Genomic DNA, 19,895 nt, shown 5'->3' on the forward strand with positions numbered 1-19,895 from the left:
ACCTTGGTAGTAAATAAGTAAAATAGATCAACAGATGAATAAACGCTCGCTACTTGTTATTATAACAATCTTAATTTCGGGATTGAATGCCACCTCGCAGGAGGTGAACCACTTCTTTCCTGAAAAAAATCTTATCACCACCGGCATTTATTATTATCCCGAGCATTGGAATGAAAACCAATGGGAGCGGGATATAAAGAAGATTGCCGGCATGGGCTATGAATTTGTGCACCTGGCTGAATTTGCCTGGTTTAAAATGGAACCCGAACAGGGTAAATTTGAGTTTTCGTGGCTCGACAAGGTGATTGGTCTCTGTACCAAATACAACCTGAAAGTGCTGATGTGTACCCCTTCCGCAACTACACCTGCCTGGATGAGGGCAAATTACCCGGAAACTTTTGTGATGGATGGCCATTACATCCGTGGGGAGCAGGGCACACGTGGATTAGGATCAATCGTTAACCCCGCTTACAGGAAGTTTGTAGCCACCATTGTAACAGAAATGGCTAAACGGTATGGAACAAATAAAAACGTGATTGGCTGGCAGCTTGATAATGAGCCTGATGCCAAACCCGATTACAGCCCGTCTTCGCAGGAAGCATTCAGGCAATGGCTGCAACAAAAATACAAAACAATTGAAGCACTGAACAGCGCCTGGGGAACCGCCTTCTGGAGCCAGTGGTACAATAATTTTGACCAGGTGATCATTCCAAATACCAACCTCGTTGGTTGGTGGGGAAATAATCCTCATGCGTTGCTTGACTTTAAACGTTACTGCGCAGATGCCCAGGGTGAATTTCTCGATTTTCAGGCGGGCATATTGCGGAACCACATCTCAAAAGATCAATATATCACTACTAATTATACAGCCGTTTCTACAGGAGCAGATCCCAGGCGTACAGGTAAACTTGATTTTGCTACTTATACCGCCTATCCGAATGGTGGTACCAATAATATAGGAGACCAGGGTTTCCGCTTGGGCAATAGTAAAGTAATTCTTTTTGCCGCTGAATATTATAAATCAGTTGGCGGCATATCCGGTGTGATGGAAATTCAACCCGGCCCTGTAAACTGGGGAAGCTACAACCCGCTGCTTTTGCCGGGTACCGTACGTATGTGGCTCTATCACACCTTCGCAGCAGGCGGAAAGCTGGCCTGCTCCTACCGCTTCCGCCAGATTAATTATAGCGCGGAACAGTATCATGCCGGCGTAATAAAAACAGATGGCGTAACCCCTTCGCAGGGCGGCGAGGAGTACATGCAATTCATGAAGGAAATAAAAGAGTTGAGAAAACAATATAAACCCAATACTGCAATACCTCAGAAACTGGCGGCCCGTTCAACGGCAATCCTTTGGAACCTGGAAAATTACTGGACGATTGACCGGCAAAAACAAACCTGGCAATGGGATACCTGGAATTACCCGGTTAAATTCCTGGAGATAGCAAAATCATTCGGCGCACCGGTAGACGTAATTCCGGAAACCACTGATTTGTCGAAATACAAATTTGTGATTGTTCCTGCCTACGAAATGGTGGATAGTGCGTTGGTACATAAATGGAGGGAATATACAGCCAACGGCGGCCATTTGATCATTACCTGCCGCACGGCCACCAAAGATCGCATGGGCCATTTCTGGGAAGGTGAATGGGCCGCTCCCATATCGGGGCTGATTGGAGCGCAGGTAAAAGCGACTGATATGCTTTCCGGAAGCGCCAAAGGTGATATCCTTATGGGGTCAACCCACTACAGTTGGAATAACTGGGCCGACTTACTCGTCCCTGATAAAAATGCAGCAACTCTTGCGGCATTCGATAACCAGTTTTATAAAGGAAAAGCGGCAGTAGTGAAGCATAAAATCGGTAAAGGCACTGTTACCTATATCGGCGTGGATACCGATGATGCTAAACTGGAGACAAACATATTGCAGGAGATCTATACCAGCGCGGGCGCTACCACCGAGAGTTACCCTCCCGGCGTATTTGTTTATTGGCGGGATGGTTTTTATGTGGCCGTCAATTATTCTTCGGATAATTATGAAATGAAAATACCGGCCGGAGCCAAAATATTGATCGGGGATAAAGTATTGGAACCAGCAGGCGTATTGGTTTGGAACGAATAAAGTAACGTTATAAAAGTATGAAATGAGTAACAGGTATTTATTTGTTTTGATGGTATTTATTGTTGCCAGTCATATCAGCCTGGCACAAACAGGCAAGGTTTCTTTTAACGCGGACACTATCACCTCGTTTCCTGATCCACCAGCCGGATTTAATGTGCAGCGTAATAATGTACCTCACGGAAAATTAACCGTTGTTCAATACGACTCAAAAACGCTTGGAAAGCGCCGGGAAATGAGTGTATATACGCCTCCGGGATATTCGGCTGACAAGAAATATCCTGTGCTGTATCTGTTGCATGGCTTGGGATCAGACTATCGTCAATGGACTGAATGGTGCCAGGCAGATGACATTGTAGATAACCTGATTGCAGATAGTAAAATTCAGCCGGTAATTTTGGTTTTCCCCAATTGCGATTCTAAGCTGACAGTGACGGATACGGCAACAGCAAGCCGTTCCGGGAGAGCCGATGGTTTTGAAGGTTACAGAAAATCATTTGAAGAAGATTTATTGAAAGATATAATTCCTTACATCGATTCACATTATTACACTATCAGTGACCGTGAACATCGTGCTATAGCGGGTTTGTCAATGGGTGGAGGACAGTCGTTAAATATAGGTTTGTATCATCTGGAAATTTTCGCCTATATAGGTGGATTTTCTTCGGCGCCCAATACGAATATGTTCGGTGGTATGTATACAGATGTCAAATTTGTGCCGGATATTAAAGCTGCCCAGGAAAAGTTGAAACTGCTATGGGTGGCATGCGGTAATAAAGACGGCCTTTGGCAGATTAGTGAAAGGGTCCATCAGTATCTTGACGAAATAGCTGTCCCACACGTTTGGAGTGCAGATACTAATGGGCATGACAACATTGAGTGGGATCGTAACCTGTATCTATTTTCCCGGCATATTTTTAAACGGTAGTAAGAAAGGTAAATATATTGGAAGATGAAAAGAATTTTATTGCTATTAATGCTCCTACTTTTATCCATTGCAGGAACACTGGTTGCCCAAACGGCAAAACAAAAGAAGCCAGCCATCGGGGAACGGGTCATTAACACCGACTTCAATAAAACAGCGGGAAAACTCAATACCATGTTTAATGAGTGTGTGGGTGCAGGCCGCGCTAACGAAGGGCTCCGGGCCGACTGGCAACAACAGCTCGCATATGTAAGAAAGGAATGCGGCTTCAGATATATTCGCATGCACGGCCTATTAACAGATGATATGGCTGTATACACAGAAGATAACAAGGGCAACCCGGTTTACAACTATAGTTATATCGATGTTTTATTCGATTTTTTACATAGTATCGGAATGAAGCCTTTTGTTGAATTGGGCTTTATGCCTGCTGCATTGGCCAGTGGTTCCAAAACAATCTTCTGGTGGAGGGGTAACGTAACACCTCCAAAGGATTATGAAAAATGGGCAGCATTGGTACGGGACCTTACCCGGCATTTCACAGAACGTTACGGCGCTGAGGAAGTGAAAACCTGGTATTTCGAAGTCTGGAACGAGCCTAACCTGGATGGTTTTTGGGCAGGGACGCAGGATGACTATTTCAAATTATACACTTACAGTGCCAAAGCAATTAAAAGTGTTAACTCATCCTACCGCGTTGGAGGACCAGGTACAGCGGGAGCTGCATGGGAACCCGAAATGATTGCATACTGCCATAAGAATAATGTGCCCATTGATTTTGTAAGCACGCATGCCTATGGCGTAAAGCAGGGATACCTCGATGAATTTGGTAACTCAGGTACCGTACTTGATAAAAATCCCATGAGCGTTAGTGGAGAAGTACTTCAATCGCGGAAGGAAATTGCCGGTTCATCTATGCCTCATCTGGAACTTCATTACACCGAGTGGAGCGCTTCTTATACCCCCGCCGATCCTATCCATGACAGCTACCACGAAGCAGCCTATGTATTGCAAAAAATAAAACAGGTAGGCAACGCTGCCAACTCTATGTCGTATTGGGTTTTTACTGATATTTTTGAAGAGCCCGGACCCCGCTTTACACCGTTTCACGGTGGCTTCGGCATGCTGAACACACAAGGCATTAATAAACCGGTGTTCTATGCCTACCAGTTTTTGAACAGGCTTGGAAATACTGAATTGGTAAATAGTGATTCCACCTCATGGGTATGCAGGGATCAGGCAGGAAATATGCAGGCGTTGGTTTGGGATTTTACCAATACCCATCCTGGCGACTCCGTACACAACCAGCAATATTATGTCCGTGATCTCCCTTCAAAATCTAAAGGAAAATTGAAGGTCAGTATTGCAAACGTGCCTGATGGTGCTTATGCCCTTGAAGTGTATAAAGTAGGTTACCACAGCAACGATGCCTATTCTGCTTATCTCTCCATAGGGAAGCCGGCACAACTTACAAAGCAACAAGTTGAGCAAATTAAAAGACAAAATGATGGTTCGCCCGTTACCAGGGAAATCGTTACTGTGAAAGCCGGGACTCCTTTTGTGAAAGAGTTGCAGATTCGTGAGAACGATGTTTTCTTCCTGGATATTATCAAACTGTAATGATTGCAAACAATTAATAAAAACAAAATCAATGATCAAGAAAACCCTTTTGTTTTTGTTGTGCCACATCATCCTTTATACAGCCGTTGCACAGAACGTTACTATTTCGGTTAATTCTGCTCAAAACAAACGATTGATTTCTCCATACATATATGGCCGGAACCAAACCTTTGACAAACCAGCGCAATTTTACAAGGATGCCGGTTTACAATTCTCCCGTATGAATGGAGGTAATAATGCAACAGGTTATAACTGGCGAAAGAAAATTACGGTCCATCCCGACTGGTATAATAATGTTTATGGCACCGATTGGGATGCATATGCACAAAACATTGCGGCCAATTATCCCGGCATGCAGGGGATGTTTGCCTTTCAATTAATGGGCAGGGTTGCATCAAATACCAATAACAACTTCGATGATTGGTCTTTCAACCAAGCCCAGTACTGGGCCGGGGTTGGCCAGAATTTAGCAGGTGGTGGCGTACCCAATACGCAGAATCCTTCGGGGAAGGCGTTAGTGGAAGGGAATATTGATTTGTTTACACAGCCATGGCCTGCCGACTCTGCTGCGGGTATTCTTAATCATTGGTTTGGAGCCGGTGGTTTAGGCCTGAACAAAAACCAGTTTTTATACTGGAATATGGACAATGAAGTAGATATATGGAGTGGCACACATGACTATGCTATGCCAACACAAGTGTCGGCCGCTGTTTTTATGGATCACTACATAGAATTAGCAAAGAAAGCGAAAGCTTTATATCCAGGCATCAAACTTTGCGGACCTGTTGCTACCTCTGAATGGCAATGGTATAAATGGTCAGATGAAAGCCTGTACATAAACGGCAGGTATTATTCCTGGATTGAGTATTTTATAAAACGCCTTGGGGATGAGTATAAGGCAACCGGTATCAAACTGGTAGATGTGGTAGATATTCACAACTACCCCTGGTATAATAATGACGATGCTGCCGCACTGCAGGGACACCGGATTTATTATGATACTACGTATGATTATCCGGGTTCAAATGGTATCAGAACAAGCACCGGCGGATGGGATGCCTCACTTACAAAACAATATATTTTCAAGCGTATCGACGGTTGGTTAACTGAACATTTTGGGGCCAACCATGGCATAACATGTGGTATAAGTGAATGGGGCACCATGTCGAGCAGCAACCCAAGCCTTGAATCTGTTATATATGCGTCGCATCTTGGTACATTTGCGAACAATGGTGTTGAATTCTTTTCTCCGTGGAACTGGTCTGTCGGCATGTGGGAAACATTGCATCTCTTTAGCAGAAATGCGAAAAAATATAGTGTTTCAAGCACTTCTTCACTCGAAAATACGGTATCTGCTTACTCCTCGGTAAATGAAAATGCCGACTCTTTGACGGTAATGCTGGTAAACCGCGACAGGACTGCTTCCCGCACTGTTACCATTAACCTGAGTAATTTCACGGTTGCTAATGGAAATTACAAAACATTACAGTTATCATCTTTACCGGCTCAGGAAACTTTTATCTCGCACACACAAAATGCGCTGAATGAAAATACAGTGGCGGTAAATTCAAATTCACTTGCCATAACTGTGCCGGCTCTTTCTACTACGGCCATTCTGCTGGTTAAAACCACCGCTCCTGCAACTTACTTTACGCTGGCTAACCGTGCCACCGGATTACAGTTGGATGGCATGTACAGGTATTCCGATGGATCCAATGCGGGGCAATGGAGCAACAGCGGCAGTGATGCACAGCAATGGTCCGCGGAAACAACAGGTAGCTATGTGAAGCTAAAGAACCGCGCTTCGGGTCTGTATCTCGATGGCATGGGCAGCACCACCAATGGGGCTGTGGCGGGTCAATGGAGTAATGGCAGCAGTTATAACCAGCAATGGCAACAGATTACTTCAGGGAGTTATATCAAGCTGAAAAACCGTGCTACAGGGCTATACCTCGACGGTTTGGGCCAAACTGCCAATGGTTCAGATGCAGGTCAATGGTCGGAAAGCAGCAGTTATAACCAGTTCTGGACCATAGCACCGGTTGCACAGGCAAGAAAATCAGTAGCCATAGATACTTCGTCATCCGGGAAGATAACTGAGCCATCTGATACGGAGGTATCATTATATCCAAATCCATTTACATCAACATTCAGACTATCGGTGGATAAACCAGGTGAGGTAGACCGTATTCTCATATTTGACATCATGGGAAAGCAGGTGGAAATGATAGCGCGCAGGTCAGTATCAAATCTGAATACAATGGGAGCAGCCCTGAAACCAGGAACTTATATAGTGAGGGTGGAAGGAACAAAATGGTTAAAAACATTTAAGATTGTTAAAGTAAATTAGAAGGCAATAAATAATATTAACTATATAATCATTAGTGCAATGAAGTGTTTGCTGTATGGACTCGTTCTTTCCCTGTGTTCAATTAGTATTAACTATGCTCAGACTAAAGCGCCCGCTCCGTTTGGTCCAGTGCCAACCGCAAATCAGATGCGATGGCAGGAAATGAAGTACTACGCTTTTGTTCATTTCTCCTTAAACACTTACACCGACCAATCATGGGGATTTGGCAATGAAGATGTTAAACTATTTAACCCGGAAAAGCTGGATTGCCGTCAGTGGGCCCGTATATGCAAGGAAGCCGGTATGAAAGGAATAATACTGACCGCAAAACATCACTGCGGATTTTGCCTGTGGCCGTCAAAATATACGGAGTACTCCGTAAAAAATGCGCCCTGGAAAAATGGTAAGGGTGATGTAGTCCGGGAAATGGCCGAAGCCTGTAAAGAATACGGCCTGAAGTTGGGAATATATTTGTCGCCGTGGGACAGAAATCACCCGGATTATGGAAAGCCTGAGTATATCAACTACTTCAGAAATCAGCTTACGGAGTTGCTTACCAACTACGGACCAATTTTTGAAGTGTGGTTCGACGGAGCTAACGGTGGTTCCGGATTTTATGGCGGCGCCAATGAAACCCGTACCATCGACCGTACCACATACTACGACTGGCAGAACACCTATAAGCTGATCCGCAAGCTGCAGCCTGATTGTGTAATATGGAACGATGGCGGCGATAGGGGTGATCTGCGCTGGGTAGGAACCGAAGGGGGTTGGGTGGGTGAAACGAACTGGAGTTTATTAAACGCTAAAGGTGAGGTTGAATGGAATATGTTGCATCATGGTTTAGAAAACGGGGATTCATGGGTACCTGCTGAAGTAAATACCTCTATAAGACCGGAATGGTTCTATCATCCACACGAAGACGGCCAGGTGAAAACAGTTCCCCGGTTATTGGAAACTTACTATCACTCCATAGGACGCAACGGTTCGCTGCTGCTTAACTTCCCGATAATGCCTAATGGCCTGATTCATCCAAACGACGAAAAAGCAGCACTTGGATTAGCGAAAGCCGTAAAGGAAGCATTTGCCGTAAATCTTGCTGTAAATAAGAAAGCAGAAGCATCAAATGCTCGTGGAAATGCAAAGGAGTTTGGTCCGGCTATGGCGATTGACGATGACAAGGATACCTACTGGGCAACTGACGATGAAGTAAACAACGCCTCACTGACAATAGATTTGGGTAAACCAACTACTTTCAACCGCTTCCTGGTGCAGGAATATATCCCGTTAGGACAACGTGTGAAAGCATTCACAGTAGAAGCGCTTGTTGATGGAAACTGGAAAGAACTGGCAAGCGCAACAACTATCGGGTATAAGCGTATTCTCCGCTTCCCTGGCGTAAAAGCCACGAAAGTCCGCTTTACTGTTACCGGTTCGAAAAGCTGCCCTGTAATTTCCAATATCGGCATTTATAATGCTCCCCAGATTCTCGCTGCACCTTCTATTACCAGAAATCAGTCCGGGGAAATAACCATAACGCCGGCAGATGCAGAGTCGGTTGTTTATTACATATCCGGCGGCGGGCACCCTACTTCTAAATCAAAAAAGTACACAGGCCCTTTTCAATCAGACGGGAAATTGGAGATAAGTGCCATCGCCTGTGAACCAGCTACTGGTAAAAGTAGCCCTGTGTCACGGGAAAAATTTGATATTTCCCGGAAGAACTGGAAGATTACCGGGGTAAACGATGAAAAGGCAAATGCCATACTGGATGGTAACCCATCTACTGCCTGGCATCAAAGTAACGACAAGAAAATGCCTATTGACCTGGTAATCGATTTGGGGAGTGAGCAAAACCTTTCCGGGTTTAAATATCTGCCAGACCAGGGCAGCACCAACGGCGCAATTTCAAAGTATCAGTTTTTTGTTTCGCCTGACAATACAGCGTGGAAACAGGTAGATGAGGGAGAATTTCCGAATATCAAAAATAATCCCCTGTGGCAGGTCAGTAGTTTTACGCCCGTGAAAGCCCGTTACATAAAGCTTCGTGCCGTGCGTGAGGCGGGCGGTAACAATAATGCCGGATATGCCGAAGTAGATGTGATCACCAGGTAAAGATTATAACACATGAAAACAATTGCAAGGATAGTAGTTACGTTAGTCGCAACAATTTTTTACCAGTCATCAGGTTATGCTGTGACTACCTCGAAAGCATTCAACGACAGTACTTCGATAGGAAGAAATGGTGCTGGTGGCAGTATTGAACGGAAACAACTATTTGACTACAGCTGGAAATTCTTTTTAGGCGATGTACCTGAAGCGAAAACAAAAGATTTCAATGATAACAATTGGCGAAAACTCGACTTACCACACGATTGGAGTATTGAGGGGAAAATAAATCCCAAAAATCCGACCGGGGGTGCAGGCGGATACTTTCCGGCAGGGATTGGATGGTACCGGAAAGCGTTTCAGGTTCCCGGCGAATGGGATCCGGCTTTGGTATCCGCGCTATAAAATTTACGGCCGCAAACGGTTTTCAGTTGAATGGGAAAACAATAAAAATGAATGGTGGCTGCGTGCATCACGATAATGGATGCTTAGGCGCTGCTGCTTTTGATCGCGCCGAGGAACGCAAGGTGGAGTTGCTCAAAGCTGCCGGTTTCAATGCTGTAAGAACTTCTCATAATCCTCCCTCTGAAACTTTTTTAAATGCTTGTGATAAATTAGGTCTACTGGTGATGGACGAAGCATTTGATTGTTGGAGAAGAGGAAAAAATAAAAATGATTATGCCGTGTATTTTGATAAATGGTGGACGCGTGATTTGGAATCAATGGTGGAGCGCGATCGTAATCACCCATCGGTTATTATGTGGAGTATAGGTAATGAGATACCAGAGAGAGGTGAACCGGAAGCAATAAAAACAGCAAAAATGCTTGCGGATGATCTCGGGAAGATAGATATTTCCCGCCCCATCACATCTGCCATTGTAGAAAATAATAAGAATTGGGCGGCATTTGATTCACTCATGGATGTACATGATGTGGCTGGTTATAATTATCATTTGTATAGCGCTCCTGCTGATCATCAAAGAGTTCCTTCACGTATAATTGTTCAAACGGAATCCTATCCGAAAGATGCTTTTATCAATTGGAAACTGGTACAGGAGAACAATTATGTTTTGGGTGATTTCGTGTGGACCGCCATGGATTACCTGGGTGAATCGTCAATAGGCCGTTGGTATTACTCGGGAGACGTTCCTGGCCAACATTGGGAACATGATTTTTTCCCCTGGCATGGTGCTTACTGTGGCGACGTAGATCTGATCGGATGGCGAAAACCTATATCACATTACAGAAGTATGTTGTACAATAACGGTGAAAAACTCTATATGGCTGTCAGGGAACCGGCTCCGGAGCCAATTGAGATAAAGGAAACCTGGTGGTCGGTATGGCCTACCTGGGAAAGCTGGACTTGGCCCGGATTTAAAGGGAAGAATGTTCAGGTGGAAGTTTATTCAAAATATCCCAAAGTCCGGCTTTACCTCAACAACAAGCTTATCGGTGAACAGGCAACTACCATTGATCAGCAATTTAAAGCAACATTTCCGGTGCCTTATTCAGCCGGCTTACTGAAAGCAGTTGGTGTGGAAAATGATAAGGAAATTGAATCTGCCACCCTGCAAACTGCCGGCATGGCGGCAAAAGTAAAACTAACTTCCGATCGAAAAGAAATATTGGCAAACGGGCAGGATTTAGTTTATGTCACAATAGAGATAACGGATAGGGATGGAACCTTTCAACCTGAAGCCGCAAACCGTTTGCATTTCCGGATTGATGGGCCTGGTGTTATTGCCGGAACAGATAATGCCGATGTTAAAGATACTGATCCGTATGTTGGTGATACACGTAAAGCATGGCGTGGGCGTGCATTAGTTGTAATCAGAAGCAGCCGGAACACAGGTGATATTAAACTTACAGTTACTTCAGATGGGTTATCTGAAGGTGCTTTAAGCATCAAAGCACATTAGTACTTTAACCGGGAATCGGAGTAACGGAATGAATCTATATCAACAAACCCGCTATCCGACTCAGTATTGAAGTTGAAAATACCGATCCTGTCTCCGCGGTAACTGCCCCAGGCTAACCGGGCCACGCCTCCGAATGGTAAAAATAATTTTCCATCAACGCTGTAAAAATATCTGTTCTCTCCCTCGTAGGTCCAGGCAGATCGGAGCCAGATAGTACGCCCGGCAATGGTTGGTCCGGTAGAGTCCTGATCATTATGTGTGTAGGTCAGGTACCGCGAGTTGTTAACCTGCTTTATTCCAATGCAGCTCGTGCCCGAGGTTGAAAAATGCGTTAACCCTGCATATTCACCGTTACGCATTCCATCAATATCTAACTTAACGGTAACTGCGTTGGATTTTGTGCGTAAGCTGCGTTGGGTAATGGTATTGCCTGCCTGTAAGAGGATATTCTTATTATCAGAGGTTACAGGTCTGAAAGCATACAATCGTAAAAATCCTTTATGGTCAGTTAAGGACCACTTATCTGATCTCGGCTGGTAATTCCATTCCCATTGTGGAAGAAGGGTAGCAGAATTAAAATTATCGTCGGTTTGTATGGTTAACAGCGGCGCCTTAAGATGAATTGGTTTGCGACCCGACCAAACCATTGAACCAATGGTATCATTCCCTACCTTTCCAATAATTGGCCAGCCATTTATCCAGGTAACAGGAAGCAGGCTGGCGGCACGGCCCTCCCAATCACCCGTACCATGATGCGTAAAAAAATACCATGCTCCGCTGGTTAATTGGATAAGCCCTCCCTGGTTAGGTTCTTTATCCAGCATTTTATTTACATGATTTAATTGCTTTATCTCCCATGGTCCGTAAATGCTTTTCGAGCGTTCCATCATGATCACCCGGCCTTCTGACTTTACTTCACTGAAGAGATGGTAGTAAAGGCCATTTATTTTGTATAATTTATTTGCTTCACTTCCATGTGACTGATGGATGATACTGTCCGTTCCCATCATCAGTTTTTTTCCGTCCGGTGTCATTTTGAAAACATGGATATTGTATTTCTTATTGTTTTTGGGATCAGTTTCATAGTTGGTGGCAACAAAATACAATTGACCATCTTCATCGCAGAGGGAGCAGCAATCATCCCAGCCGGATACTTTCCACAATTGATGAGCCGGTTCCCATGGTCCTGCAGGATTTGCTGCCGTACTCATAAAGAAGCCATCATCCGGTGTACCGAAATATACCCAGAATTTATTTTTGTAATACCGTAAAGAACCCGCCCATATGCCTTTGCCATAACAATTCATCTTATCCCAGTTGAGATTGGGTGAGATGCGTGTAAGATCCGGTACAATATGACTGATAATTTCCCAATTAACAAGGTCCTTTGAATGTAGAACGACCATACCCGGAGAATACTGCATGGTGGATGATATAGCATAAAAATCGTTGCCTGCACGAATCGCGTCCAAATCGCTGAAGTCGCCTGGCAGCACGGGGTTAATATAAGTTCCATTTCCCTGGTCTCCCCATTTCCCGGTTTGCTGACCAAATGAATTTAAGCATAGCAGCTGGCACGTCCAAAGGGCTATCAATAGCTTGACATTATTCATAAATCCCATCTTTTAATAAATATTCCACTCCCAAACACCTTTTATTCCGTTAGTAATTTTAATTCTCAGAAAGCGCGTTCTGATATTGACAGCATCGGAATGAGGGGATTGTATTTTAACATCATTATGACCACCACATGACAACCAGTGTGTGCCATCCGTGGAACATTCCAAAGCGTATGCGTGTCCGGCTGTTGGCCGGACAAAGTAAACCTCGCTGCGTTTGATGCTCATAACTTTACCTAAATCGGCCATGATCCAGCCTGCGGAGTCTTCGGGGGAAGCCATCCAGCGTGATCCGTTTGAGCCATCAAAAGCAAAGGTGGGCATGAAATATTCAACACGGTGAAGCAATGAATCTTTTGCCGGTTTAATTTTTAATTCGGCCCGGGTGCTCGATGCTGTGACCTGCACGATTTTTTTTGGAGCGCCGGTCTTCACCTGATGGAGTGCGCCAACACCTGTCATTGTCAGGTCGACCGGTTGAATGGACCCATCTTCATTGAAGCGTAATCTGTTGACGTACGTTTGCCGGTTGGTACTTCCTCTTCCATACTCGAGATACGCAAAATAGTAATCATCTGTACCTGGAACATTGAAAACGCATCCGTGCCCCGGACCAAAGATCTGGCGCTCGTAATTGGTGGTAGCGATGATGTCGTTGTTTTTGGGAGAATCGAACGGTCCCAGTGGAGATGCCTTTCCTGAAACGTAAGCGTATTGATACTTTTCATCTCCGCCAAGCGTGTAAAGAAAATAATAAATGCCTTTCCGTTTGAAAAAAATGGGTCCTTCGGAATAGCCACTGCGCGGTGTTTGTATGGTAACAGTATTGGTGTCAACAGTGATCATATCCTCATTAAGCGGGGCCGCATGCCTCAATTGCCAGTACAAATAAGCTTTATGGTCGTCGTCTGTAAAAATCTCTGCATCGATACCAGTGGGACCTTTGGGTGTTTTTAGTTTAAGCAGTGTATTGGGTGAATAGGGCTTTATAAAAGTATCGGCCCCTGTAGCCAAACGGAATGGACCGTCGGGAGAGTCTGCAACTGCTGCATACATGTATCCGTTGACAGTGGGGTAAAGATAGTATTTCCCGTTTGCGCTGATTGCCTTACTTGGCGCCCAATACAACTGCCCGGCGGCAGACGGAAAGTAAGTCCCTGAAAAGCTCCAGTGAACAAAATCTGTAGATTTCCAAACCACGGGAGGTCCCGATGTGCGAAGGCCGTCGTCATAACCATCCGTAGTTGCATAGCAATAGAATGTGCCATTTATTTCCTGGATACTTGCATCAGCAATCATATCGGGGATAAGTGCATTGCCGAAGGGATTGGACTGGGATTTTCCGGGCAAGGAGCACCACATTATCAGCAAAATGATGATGCATGTCTTCGTAAATAGGAAGAGGGGACTTGTTATCATAAGTGGAACAGCATAACGCTTCTTTTTCTTGAACATACGTGATGTAGGGTGAATCAACAAAATAGTCGTTTTTTTCGGTTTCTTACAGGTTATTTACGTTAATTTAGAGTGAGTAATAACTTACCTGGTTATATGATTTTTGAATTTACAGCGTCACCAGATTTTGACTTTATAACATTTTTTTCAAAACAGATTAATGTGCCTGTGAGAGATAATGTATTGGAAATCCCAGCGCGACTGGGAGAAGGTTACATACGTAAAGTTGGGTTTGGGGATGATTTCAGGTTAACCATCCACCGGTATAAATTAAAAGAAGATTTTGTTATTAAACGTAATCCGGCCATCATATACAATAACATACGTACCATTTTCTTTTACAATAATGAAGAAGATTTTGAACTTAAATATAATAACGAGGAAAACATACCGTTCTCACAAAAGAATGATTCCGCCATACAGCTTTCTACAAACGACTTGCGCACAGAAATCCGTTTCCCAGCGGGCAGCAATATTCAGTATGTAGTAGTGGGTGTTGCTGCAGATAGATTGCGCAGCATTCTATCTATCGAAAACCCTAACAGTACAATAAAAACCATTACAGCAGAAAATGCTTCCTTTCTCTTTTTCGAAAGTTTGGATGCTGAAATGCAATTGCTGCTTAAAAATATTGTGTCTGTCGATATGAACAACTCCCTGAACAATTTCTATGTGCAGATTAAGGTACAGGAAGTACTGTACTTGCTTTTTAGTAAGCTGTCGCTCAGGGAGAACACCACATTTAAAAATATTAATAGTACCGACGCCGAGAAACTCCTGGTAATACGCAGCGAGATATTACGAGATCTTAGTACTCCGCCGGTTTTAAAGGAATTAGCTACGATCGCTTCAATGAGTGAAACCAAGCTTAAGCAGCTCTTTAAACAAACTTTTGGCGATACTATATACAATTACTATCAGCGTGCACGAATGGAAGAAGCAGCCTTTTTATTGAAACAGGCCAAACTCTCCGTTTCTGACGTGGGTTATGAGCTCGGGTTCTCCAATCTGAGCCACTTTAGCAGATTGTTTGAAAGGCAATATGGTATTACCCCCAAAAAGTTTTCCTACAAAGGATAGTCCCCATCTTTACTTCACAACTTTTTTAAGTTTAAATGTGCCCCTGTCGCATTGGACTATTCTTGCGCCTTTTTGGGTTATTTTACCCATAACATAACTTCTAATTTTGTTTGCAGAATTAAATCATCATACAAAATGAAAAAGTTATTTACGCCTTTTGAAAAGGGCCCGCTAAAACTCAAAAACCGTTTGGTAATGGCGCCCATGACCCGCAGCAGGGCCATTGGCAATCTTCCAAATGAACTGATGGCAACGTATTACTCACAACGTTCAGGCGCCGGATTGATTGTAACCGAGGGTACATCACCGAGCCCCCAGGGACTTGGTTATCCACGTATTCCCGGTATTTATTCTGATGAACAGGTGAAGGAATGGAAAAAAGTTACGGATGCTGTTCATCAAAACGGATCAAAGATTTTTTTGCAGATCATGCACACCGGACGTATTGCTCATGTTGCCAATATACCAGGCGGACAACTGCCCGTAGGTCCTTCGAATATCAGGGCTGCCGGCGAGATTTTTACCGACTCGCTTGGTTTACAGCAACACTCTGTTCCGGAAGCTCTTAGCCTGGAGGGGATTACGCGTGTGATAGCGGAATTTGTAAGCGCTTCAAAAAATGCGATCCTTGCAGGTTTTGATGGGGTGGAGCTCCACGGCGCAAATGGTTATTTGCTGGAGCAATTCTTAAATCCAAATGTAAATAACAGGACAGACCAATACGGAGGGAACCTTAAAAACCGAAGCCGCCTCATTGTAGAGATTACCGGGGGCATCGCAGCTGCTATCGGTCCGGATAAAATAGGGATTCGTTTTTCCCCGTTTTCCCAATTAAGCGATCAACAGCCTTACGATACAGAAGAGGTGCATCAAACATACGCCCATCTGAGCAGTGAATTGAATAAGATAGGGATCGCCTATATTCATCTTTCAACCAACCCGGAAATTCCTGAAAAAACATATGACGCCATCCGCACAGCATTTAATAACACCATCATATACTGTAACGGCTTGACACTAGAGACAGCAGAGCAAAAACTACAGGACAACTCGGCAGACCTTGTAGCCTTTGGGCGGGGATTTCTTGCTAATCCTGATTTTGTGAGGCGCATCGAAAAAAACGACCCCCTCAATGATGTTGACTTCAACACATTGTATACACCCGGCGAAACAGGTTACATTGATTATCCAATTTACAGTTCACTTCAGTAAAAAAACTATTTGCAATTTTAAAAAATAAAAATAATATGAAAGCAATGCAATATAAAGCCTTTGGTGGTTCAGAGGTGATTGAACAGGTAGAGGTTGCGACACCATCTATCCAAAATGAAAATGATGTTTTAATCCAGGTGAAGGCAGCAAGTGTAAACCCGATAGATATGAAAATACGCATGGGATTTATGAAGCAGATCCGTCCGGTAGAAATGCCCTTTATACCAGGTGGGGAAGTTGCGGGGATAGTTGTTGCCACCGGCGAAAAGGTATCAAAATTTAAAGCAGGTGATGAAGTCATCGCTATCCCATTAAAAAACGGGTATGCGCAATTTGTGGTTGCAAACGAAAATTTCGTTGTGCCAAAGCCGCAAAGCCTGTCCTTCGAAGAGGCAGCATCGATAGGTGTTAATATCGGGACTGCTCAATCTGTTCTTTTTACAGAAGGGAAGTTAGCAAAAGGCCAGAAAGTTTTAATCCAGGGTGGAGGCGGCGCAGTTGGCGGGGCTATGGTGCAAATGGCAAAGGCTGCCGGTGCATATGTGATTGCCACTGCATCCGGAGAAGGTGTGGCCTTAGCTAAGAGCCTCGGCGCCGACGAAGTGATTGATTATAAATTGCAGGATGTGACCAGCATTGTTACAGGCGTTGACCTGGTTGCGGATACGGCTGGCGGCGAAGCCCAGGCCGGGCTTTTCCGGGTATTAAAGCAGGGTGGTAAACTATTGAGTATCGTGGTGCCGCCTTCACAGGAGCTGGCAGAACAGTTCCATGTGGAAGCGCGTTTTATCGCTTCCGACTTATCGTTTCAAACATTGAAAAATGGCCTGGACCTGATAGCAGCCGGAAAATTCAAACCAATTGTTTCCAGAACATTTAAGCTTGAAGAAGCAGCAAAGGCCCAGGATTTCTTAACGGCTGGCGGCGTAAACGGTAAAGTTATCCTTGTTGTAGCATAGCAATATATTTGGGAACTGCTGCTCCACCGCGCAAAGCCACTCTTTAAGAGTGGCTTTGCGCGGTGGAAGGAAAAGTTTCGAACTTTTTTAATTCAGAGAAGGGTAACTTTATCATAACTAGCCCTACTTATATGCACAAAGGATTTCTTTTTTTTCTACTGTTCTGCCTTATTGCCTGTCATGCAAACAAACCTGATCACCGCACAAAAGTTGATACTGCAAAAAAAGAAGATAGTAGCCCTGAAATCACAATAGATAGCGACGCTAATCTTGTCTATACTGAAAATGAGCTAAAAGATATCTTAAAACGAAATCCGGTGTTCATGGAGAAATATCCAACCAGCCCGGCAGAAGCTTATGCAAACCTTTGGTGTCATCCAACACCGGAAGATGCCCGTTTTGGTGGTGAAGCAGGGCAGGATGAGTTCTATCTCCTTTATGGTTATTTTTGGAAAAAGAAGAATGTTAACCAGCATCTGAGAAGAGAAAGATTGCTTAGGTTGTATAGATATGTTAATGAGATTTACGGGGAATTACATCACGGAGGAACGTATTTTGGGCATCAATACAAGAGAATACCGGCTTATGTTGAATATGATCTCTATTGTCTGGATCCTGTCGACAGTTTACCGGTGTATAAAAATATCAGGTCATTATATATAGGTTTGTTTAAAGAAGAAATTAAGAGTAAGATATCAGGAGATAATGATATTGATCCTGCAGCGGAGGAAAAATTACTGGAGAAAGTTGATGAGTTAGCGTCTTTGATTACAGATTATATAGATCTGATGTTTGTTCGTAAATTTCAGTATTCGAATTATCATTAGGGGATAATGTTCGAACTCAAAGCACTATCGAACTATCGAAGTACTTTCGACCCATATTTAGTTGGCGTGCTTTAAATAAATACATTAACTAAAATCAGGTAAGCGTACCAGGAAAAAAAATCTGAATATGAGAAATGAGATTTACAGGTTATGGATGACGGCCTTCATTATCACCCTTGTAGTACCGTGTTTATACGCACAAAAAGCAACTAATCCCATTATTTATGCGGATGTACCGGACATATCAATAGTACGTGTAGGCAATAGCTATTACATGAGCAGCACAACGATGCATATGAGTCCCGGTGTACCGATTATGAAGTCGACCGACCTGGTGAACTGGAAGCTGGTGAATTATGCATATGATACTTTAGCAAATGTTGATGCATTAAATCTCACAAATGGCAAAAACGCATATGGGCATGGTTCGTGGGCAAGTTCTATTCGTTTTCATAATGGTACCTATTATGTAAGCACATTTGCGGAAACCACGGGCAAAACTTATATCTACTCTACAAAAGATATCGAAAAAGGCCCGTGGAAGGCAAGGTCATTTGCCCCCGACCTGGGTGATAACTCTTTGTTTTTTGATGATGATGGGAAGGTTTATATGATTAGTGGAAGCGGGAAATTAAGGTTAGTTGAATTAAATGAGGACCTTTCGGGCATAAAGCCAGGCGGAACAGACCTGCTTATCATTGAGAATGCAAGCCCTCCTTCGGGCGGCCTCGGTCCAGAGGGTTCTCAGCTGTTTAAGATAAACGGCAAATATTATCTTTTCAATATTACATGGCCAAAGGGCAGCATACGTACTGTTATAATACACCGGGCAGATAAAATCACCGGCCCGTACGAAGGACGAATTGGGTTACAGGATCTGGGCGTGGCGCAAGGCGGATTGGTCGAAGCGCCAAATGGAACCTGGTATTCTTATTTGTTCCGTGATTATGGCGCTGTAGGCCGGATACCCTATTTGGTCCCTGTAAAGTGGGAGGATGGATGGCCCGTTTTGGGTACCAATGGCAAAGTGCCCGATACAATCGATCTGCCGGCCGGTAAAGGTTTGATCCCCGGCATTGTTGCTTCGGACGAATTTACCCGTAAAAAAGGCGAACGGGCATTACCACTGGTTTGGCAATGGAACCACAACCCGGATAATAGTTTATGGTCTGTTACAGATCGGAAAGGGTATTTACGACTCACCACCGGCAGGATTGACACCGATTTTGTGATGGCACGAAATTCATTGACACAACGCACTATTGGCCCGGTATGCTCCGGAACAGTTTCGCTTGACATTTCTAATATGAAAGATGGTGATTTTGCGGGTTTGGGCCTTTTGCAAAAAAATTACGGATTGGCTGGTGTCAGAATAACCGGGAATAACAAAGCTGTCGTAATGATCAATGCCAGCACCGGCCAACCTGTAGAAGCACAAAAAATCCCCCTGGACCAAAAGGTAGTATACTTTAAGGCGGAATGCAATTTTACAAACAGAAAAGATGTAGCAGATTTTTTTTATAGTCTCGATGGGAAAACGTGGATACCATTGGGCACACAATTAAAAATGGCCTATACCTTCCCGCATTTCATGGGCTATCGTTTTGCTTTGTTTAATTATGCTACAAAAAACATAGGGGGAGCGGCTGACTTTGACTTTTTTCATATAACAGAATCCATTTCCCCGGAAAAATAACGAAT

At 44.0% G+C, this 19,895-nt stretch carries 14 protein-coding genes; 12 read left to right on the forward strand and 2 right to left on the reverse strand.

What is annotated here, in order from left to right:
- The first annotated feature begins 34 nt into the window (after positions 1–34).
- From QFZ51_RS08525 to QFZ51_RS08555, 7 genes are all read left to right on the forward strand, one after another.
- A complete protein-coding gene (locus QFZ51_RS08525) occupies positions 35–2,122 on the forward strand; it encodes a beta-galactosidase (protein WP_429045055.1) in 2,088 nt (695 codons plus the stop codon).
- Positions 2,123–2,144: 22 nt separating this feature from the next.
- Positions 2,145–3,047: an alpha/beta hydrolase gene (locus tag QFZ51_RS08530; RefSeq protein WP_429045057.1), complete on the forward strand. Its 903-nt coding sequence runs from the start codon at positions 2,145–2,147 to the stop codon at positions 3,045–3,047.
- Between the two features lie 24 nt (positions 3,048–3,071).
- Positions 3,072–4,664: a GH39 family glycosyl hydrolase gene (locus QFZ51_RS08535; protein WP_429045059.1), complete on the forward strand. Its 1,593-nt coding sequence runs from the start codon at positions 3,072–3,074 to the stop codon at positions 4,662–4,664.
- Positions 4,665–4,695: 31 nt separating this feature from the next.
- Positions 4,696–7,014 (forward strand): RICIN domain-containing protein, encoded by a 2,319-nt coding sequence (locus QFZ51_RS08540; protein WP_429045061.1) that lies wholly within the window; start codon positions 4,696–4,698, stop codon positions 7,012–7,014.
- 147 nt (positions 7,015–7,161) lie between these two features.
- Positions 7,162–9,129: a discoidin domain-containing protein gene (locus tag QFZ51_RS08545; RefSeq protein WP_429045063.1), complete on the forward strand. Its 1,968-nt coding sequence runs from the start codon at positions 7,162–7,164 to the stop codon at positions 9,127–9,129.
- 12 nt (positions 9,130–9,141) lie between these two features.
- Positions 9,142–9,528 carry a hypothetical protein gene (locus QFZ51_RS08550; protein ID WP_429045065.1) on the forward strand — a complete coding sequence of 129 codons (387 nt, stop codon included), beginning with the start codon at positions 9,142–9,144 and terminating at the stop codon, positions 9,526–9,528.
- A 26-nt stretch (positions 9,529–9,554) separates the two neighbouring features.
- A complete protein-coding gene (locus tag QFZ51_RS08555; protein ID WP_429045067.1) occupies positions 9,555–11,042 on the forward strand; it encodes a glycoside hydrolase family 2 TIM barrel-domain containing protein in 1,488 nt (495 codons plus the stop codon).
- Here QFZ51_RS08555 and QFZ51_RS08560 read toward each other — a convergent pair.
- Together QFZ51_RS08560 and QFZ51_RS08565 are read right to left on the reverse strand one after the other, a co-directional pair.
- Positions 11,039–12,655, reverse strand: a complete 1,617-nt coding sequence (locus QFZ51_RS08560; RefSeq protein WP_429045069.1) for a glycoside hydrolase family 43 protein — start codon at positions 12,653–12,655, stop codon at positions 11,039–11,041. The genes QFZ51_RS08555 and QFZ51_RS08560 overlap by 4 nt on opposite strands.
- Before the next feature lie 12 nt (positions 12,656–12,667).
- Positions 12,668–14,011 (reverse strand): family 43 glycosylhydrolase, encoded by a 1,344-nt coding sequence (locus tag QFZ51_RS08565; RefSeq protein WP_429045071.1) that lies wholly within the window; start codon positions 14,009–14,011, stop codon positions 12,668–12,670.
- A gap of 201 nt (positions 14,012–14,212) precedes the next feature.
- On the opposite strand from QFZ51_RS08565, the gene QFZ51_RS08570 reads away from it, so the two are divergent.
- The 5 genes from QFZ51_RS08570 to QFZ51_RS08590 all read left to right on the forward strand — a co-directional run bounded on the left by QFZ51_RS08570 (position 14,213) and on the right by QFZ51_RS08590 (position 19,890).
- Positions 14,213–15,196 (forward strand): helix-turn-helix domain-containing protein, encoded by a 984-nt coding sequence (locus QFZ51_RS08570; protein ID WP_429045073.1) that lies wholly within the window; start codon positions 14,213–14,215, stop codon positions 15,194–15,196.
- A gap of 135 nt (positions 15,197–15,331) precedes the next feature.
- Positions 15,332–16,408, forward strand: coding sequence for an alkene reductase (locus QFZ51_RS08575; RefSeq protein WP_429051571.1), 1,077 nt, complete (start codon positions 15,332–15,334; stop codon positions 16,406–16,408).
- 35 nt (positions 16,409–16,443) lie between these two features.
- The gene (locus QFZ51_RS08580; protein WP_429045075.1) at positions 16,444–17,367 is read left to right on the forward strand and encodes an NADP-dependent oxidoreductase; all 924 of its coding nucleotides are present in this window, start codon (positions 16,444–16,446) and stop codon (positions 17,365–17,367) included.
- 131 nt (positions 17,368–17,498) lie between these two features.
- The gene (locus tag QFZ51_RS08585) at positions 17,499–18,194 is read left to right on the forward strand and encodes a hypothetical protein (RefSeq protein WP_429045076.1); all 696 of its coding nucleotides are present in this window, start codon (positions 17,499–17,501) and stop codon (positions 18,192–18,194) included.
- A 154-nt stretch (positions 18,195–18,348) separates the two neighbouring features.
- On the forward strand, positions 18,349–19,890 hold the full coding sequence (locus tag QFZ51_RS08590; protein ID WP_429051573.1) for a glycoside hydrolase family 43 protein: 1,542 nt from the start codon (positions 18,349–18,351) through the stop codon (positions 19,888–19,890).
- Positions 19,891–19,895 lie beyond the last annotated feature (5 nt).

Origin of the sequence: Chitinophaga sp. W3I9, from assembly GCF_050434025.1 — a bacterium.
In the GTDB taxonomy this organism is placed as follows: domain Bacteria; phylum Bacteroidota; class Bacteroidia; order Chitinophagales; family Chitinophagaceae; genus Chitinophaga.

What these genes read in the sequence shown, in the direction of transcription:
- QFZ51_RS08525 (WP_429045055.1), top strand. Translation starts at nt 35, where the DNA reads ATGAATAAACGCTCGCTACTTGTTATTATAACAATCTTAATTTCGGGA.
- QFZ51_RS08530 (WP_429045057.1), top strand. Translation starts at nt 2,145, where the DNA reads ATGAGTAACAGGTATTTATTTGTTTTGATGGTATTTATTGTTGCCAGT.
- QFZ51_RS08535 (WP_429045059.1), top strand. Translation starts at nt 3,072, where the DNA reads ATGAAAAGAATTTTATTGCTATTAATGCTCCTACTTTTATCCATTGCA.
- QFZ51_RS08540 (WP_429045061.1), top strand. Translation starts at nt 4,696, where the DNA reads ATGATCAAGAAAACCCTTTTGTTTTTGTTGTGCCACATCATCCTTTAT.
- QFZ51_RS08545 (WP_429045063.1), top strand. Translation starts at nt 7,162, where the DNA reads ATGCGATGGCAGGAAATGAAGTACTACGCTTTTGTTCATTTCTCCTTA.
- QFZ51_RS08550 (WP_429045065.1), top strand. Translation starts at nt 9,142, where the DNA reads ATGAAAACAATTGCAAGGATAGTAGTTACGTTAGTCGCAACAATTTTT.
- QFZ51_RS08560 (WP_429045069.1), bottom strand. Translation starts at nt 12,655, where the DNA reads ATGAATAATGTCAAGCTATTGATAGCCCTTTGGACGTGCCAGCTGCTA.
- QFZ51_RS08570 (WP_429045073.1), top strand. Translation starts at nt 14,213, where the DNA reads ATGATTTTTGAATTTACAGCGTCACCAGATTTTGACTTTATAACATTT.
- QFZ51_RS08575 (WP_429051571.1), top strand. Translation starts at nt 15,332, where the DNA reads ATGAAAAAGTTATTTACGCCTTTTGAAAAGGGCCCGCTAAAACTCAAA.
- QFZ51_RS08580 (WP_429045075.1), top strand. Translation starts at nt 16,444, where the DNA reads ATGAAAGCAATGCAATATAAAGCCTTTGGTGGTTCAGAGGTGATTGAA.
- QFZ51_RS08585 (WP_429045076.1), top strand. Translation starts at nt 17,499, where the DNA reads ATGCACAAAGGATTTCTTTTTTTTCTACTGTTCTGCCTTATTGCCTGT.
- QFZ51_RS08590 (WP_429051573.1), top strand. Translation starts at nt 18,349, where the DNA reads ATGACGGCCTTCATTATCACCCTTGTAGTACCGTGTTTATACGCACAA.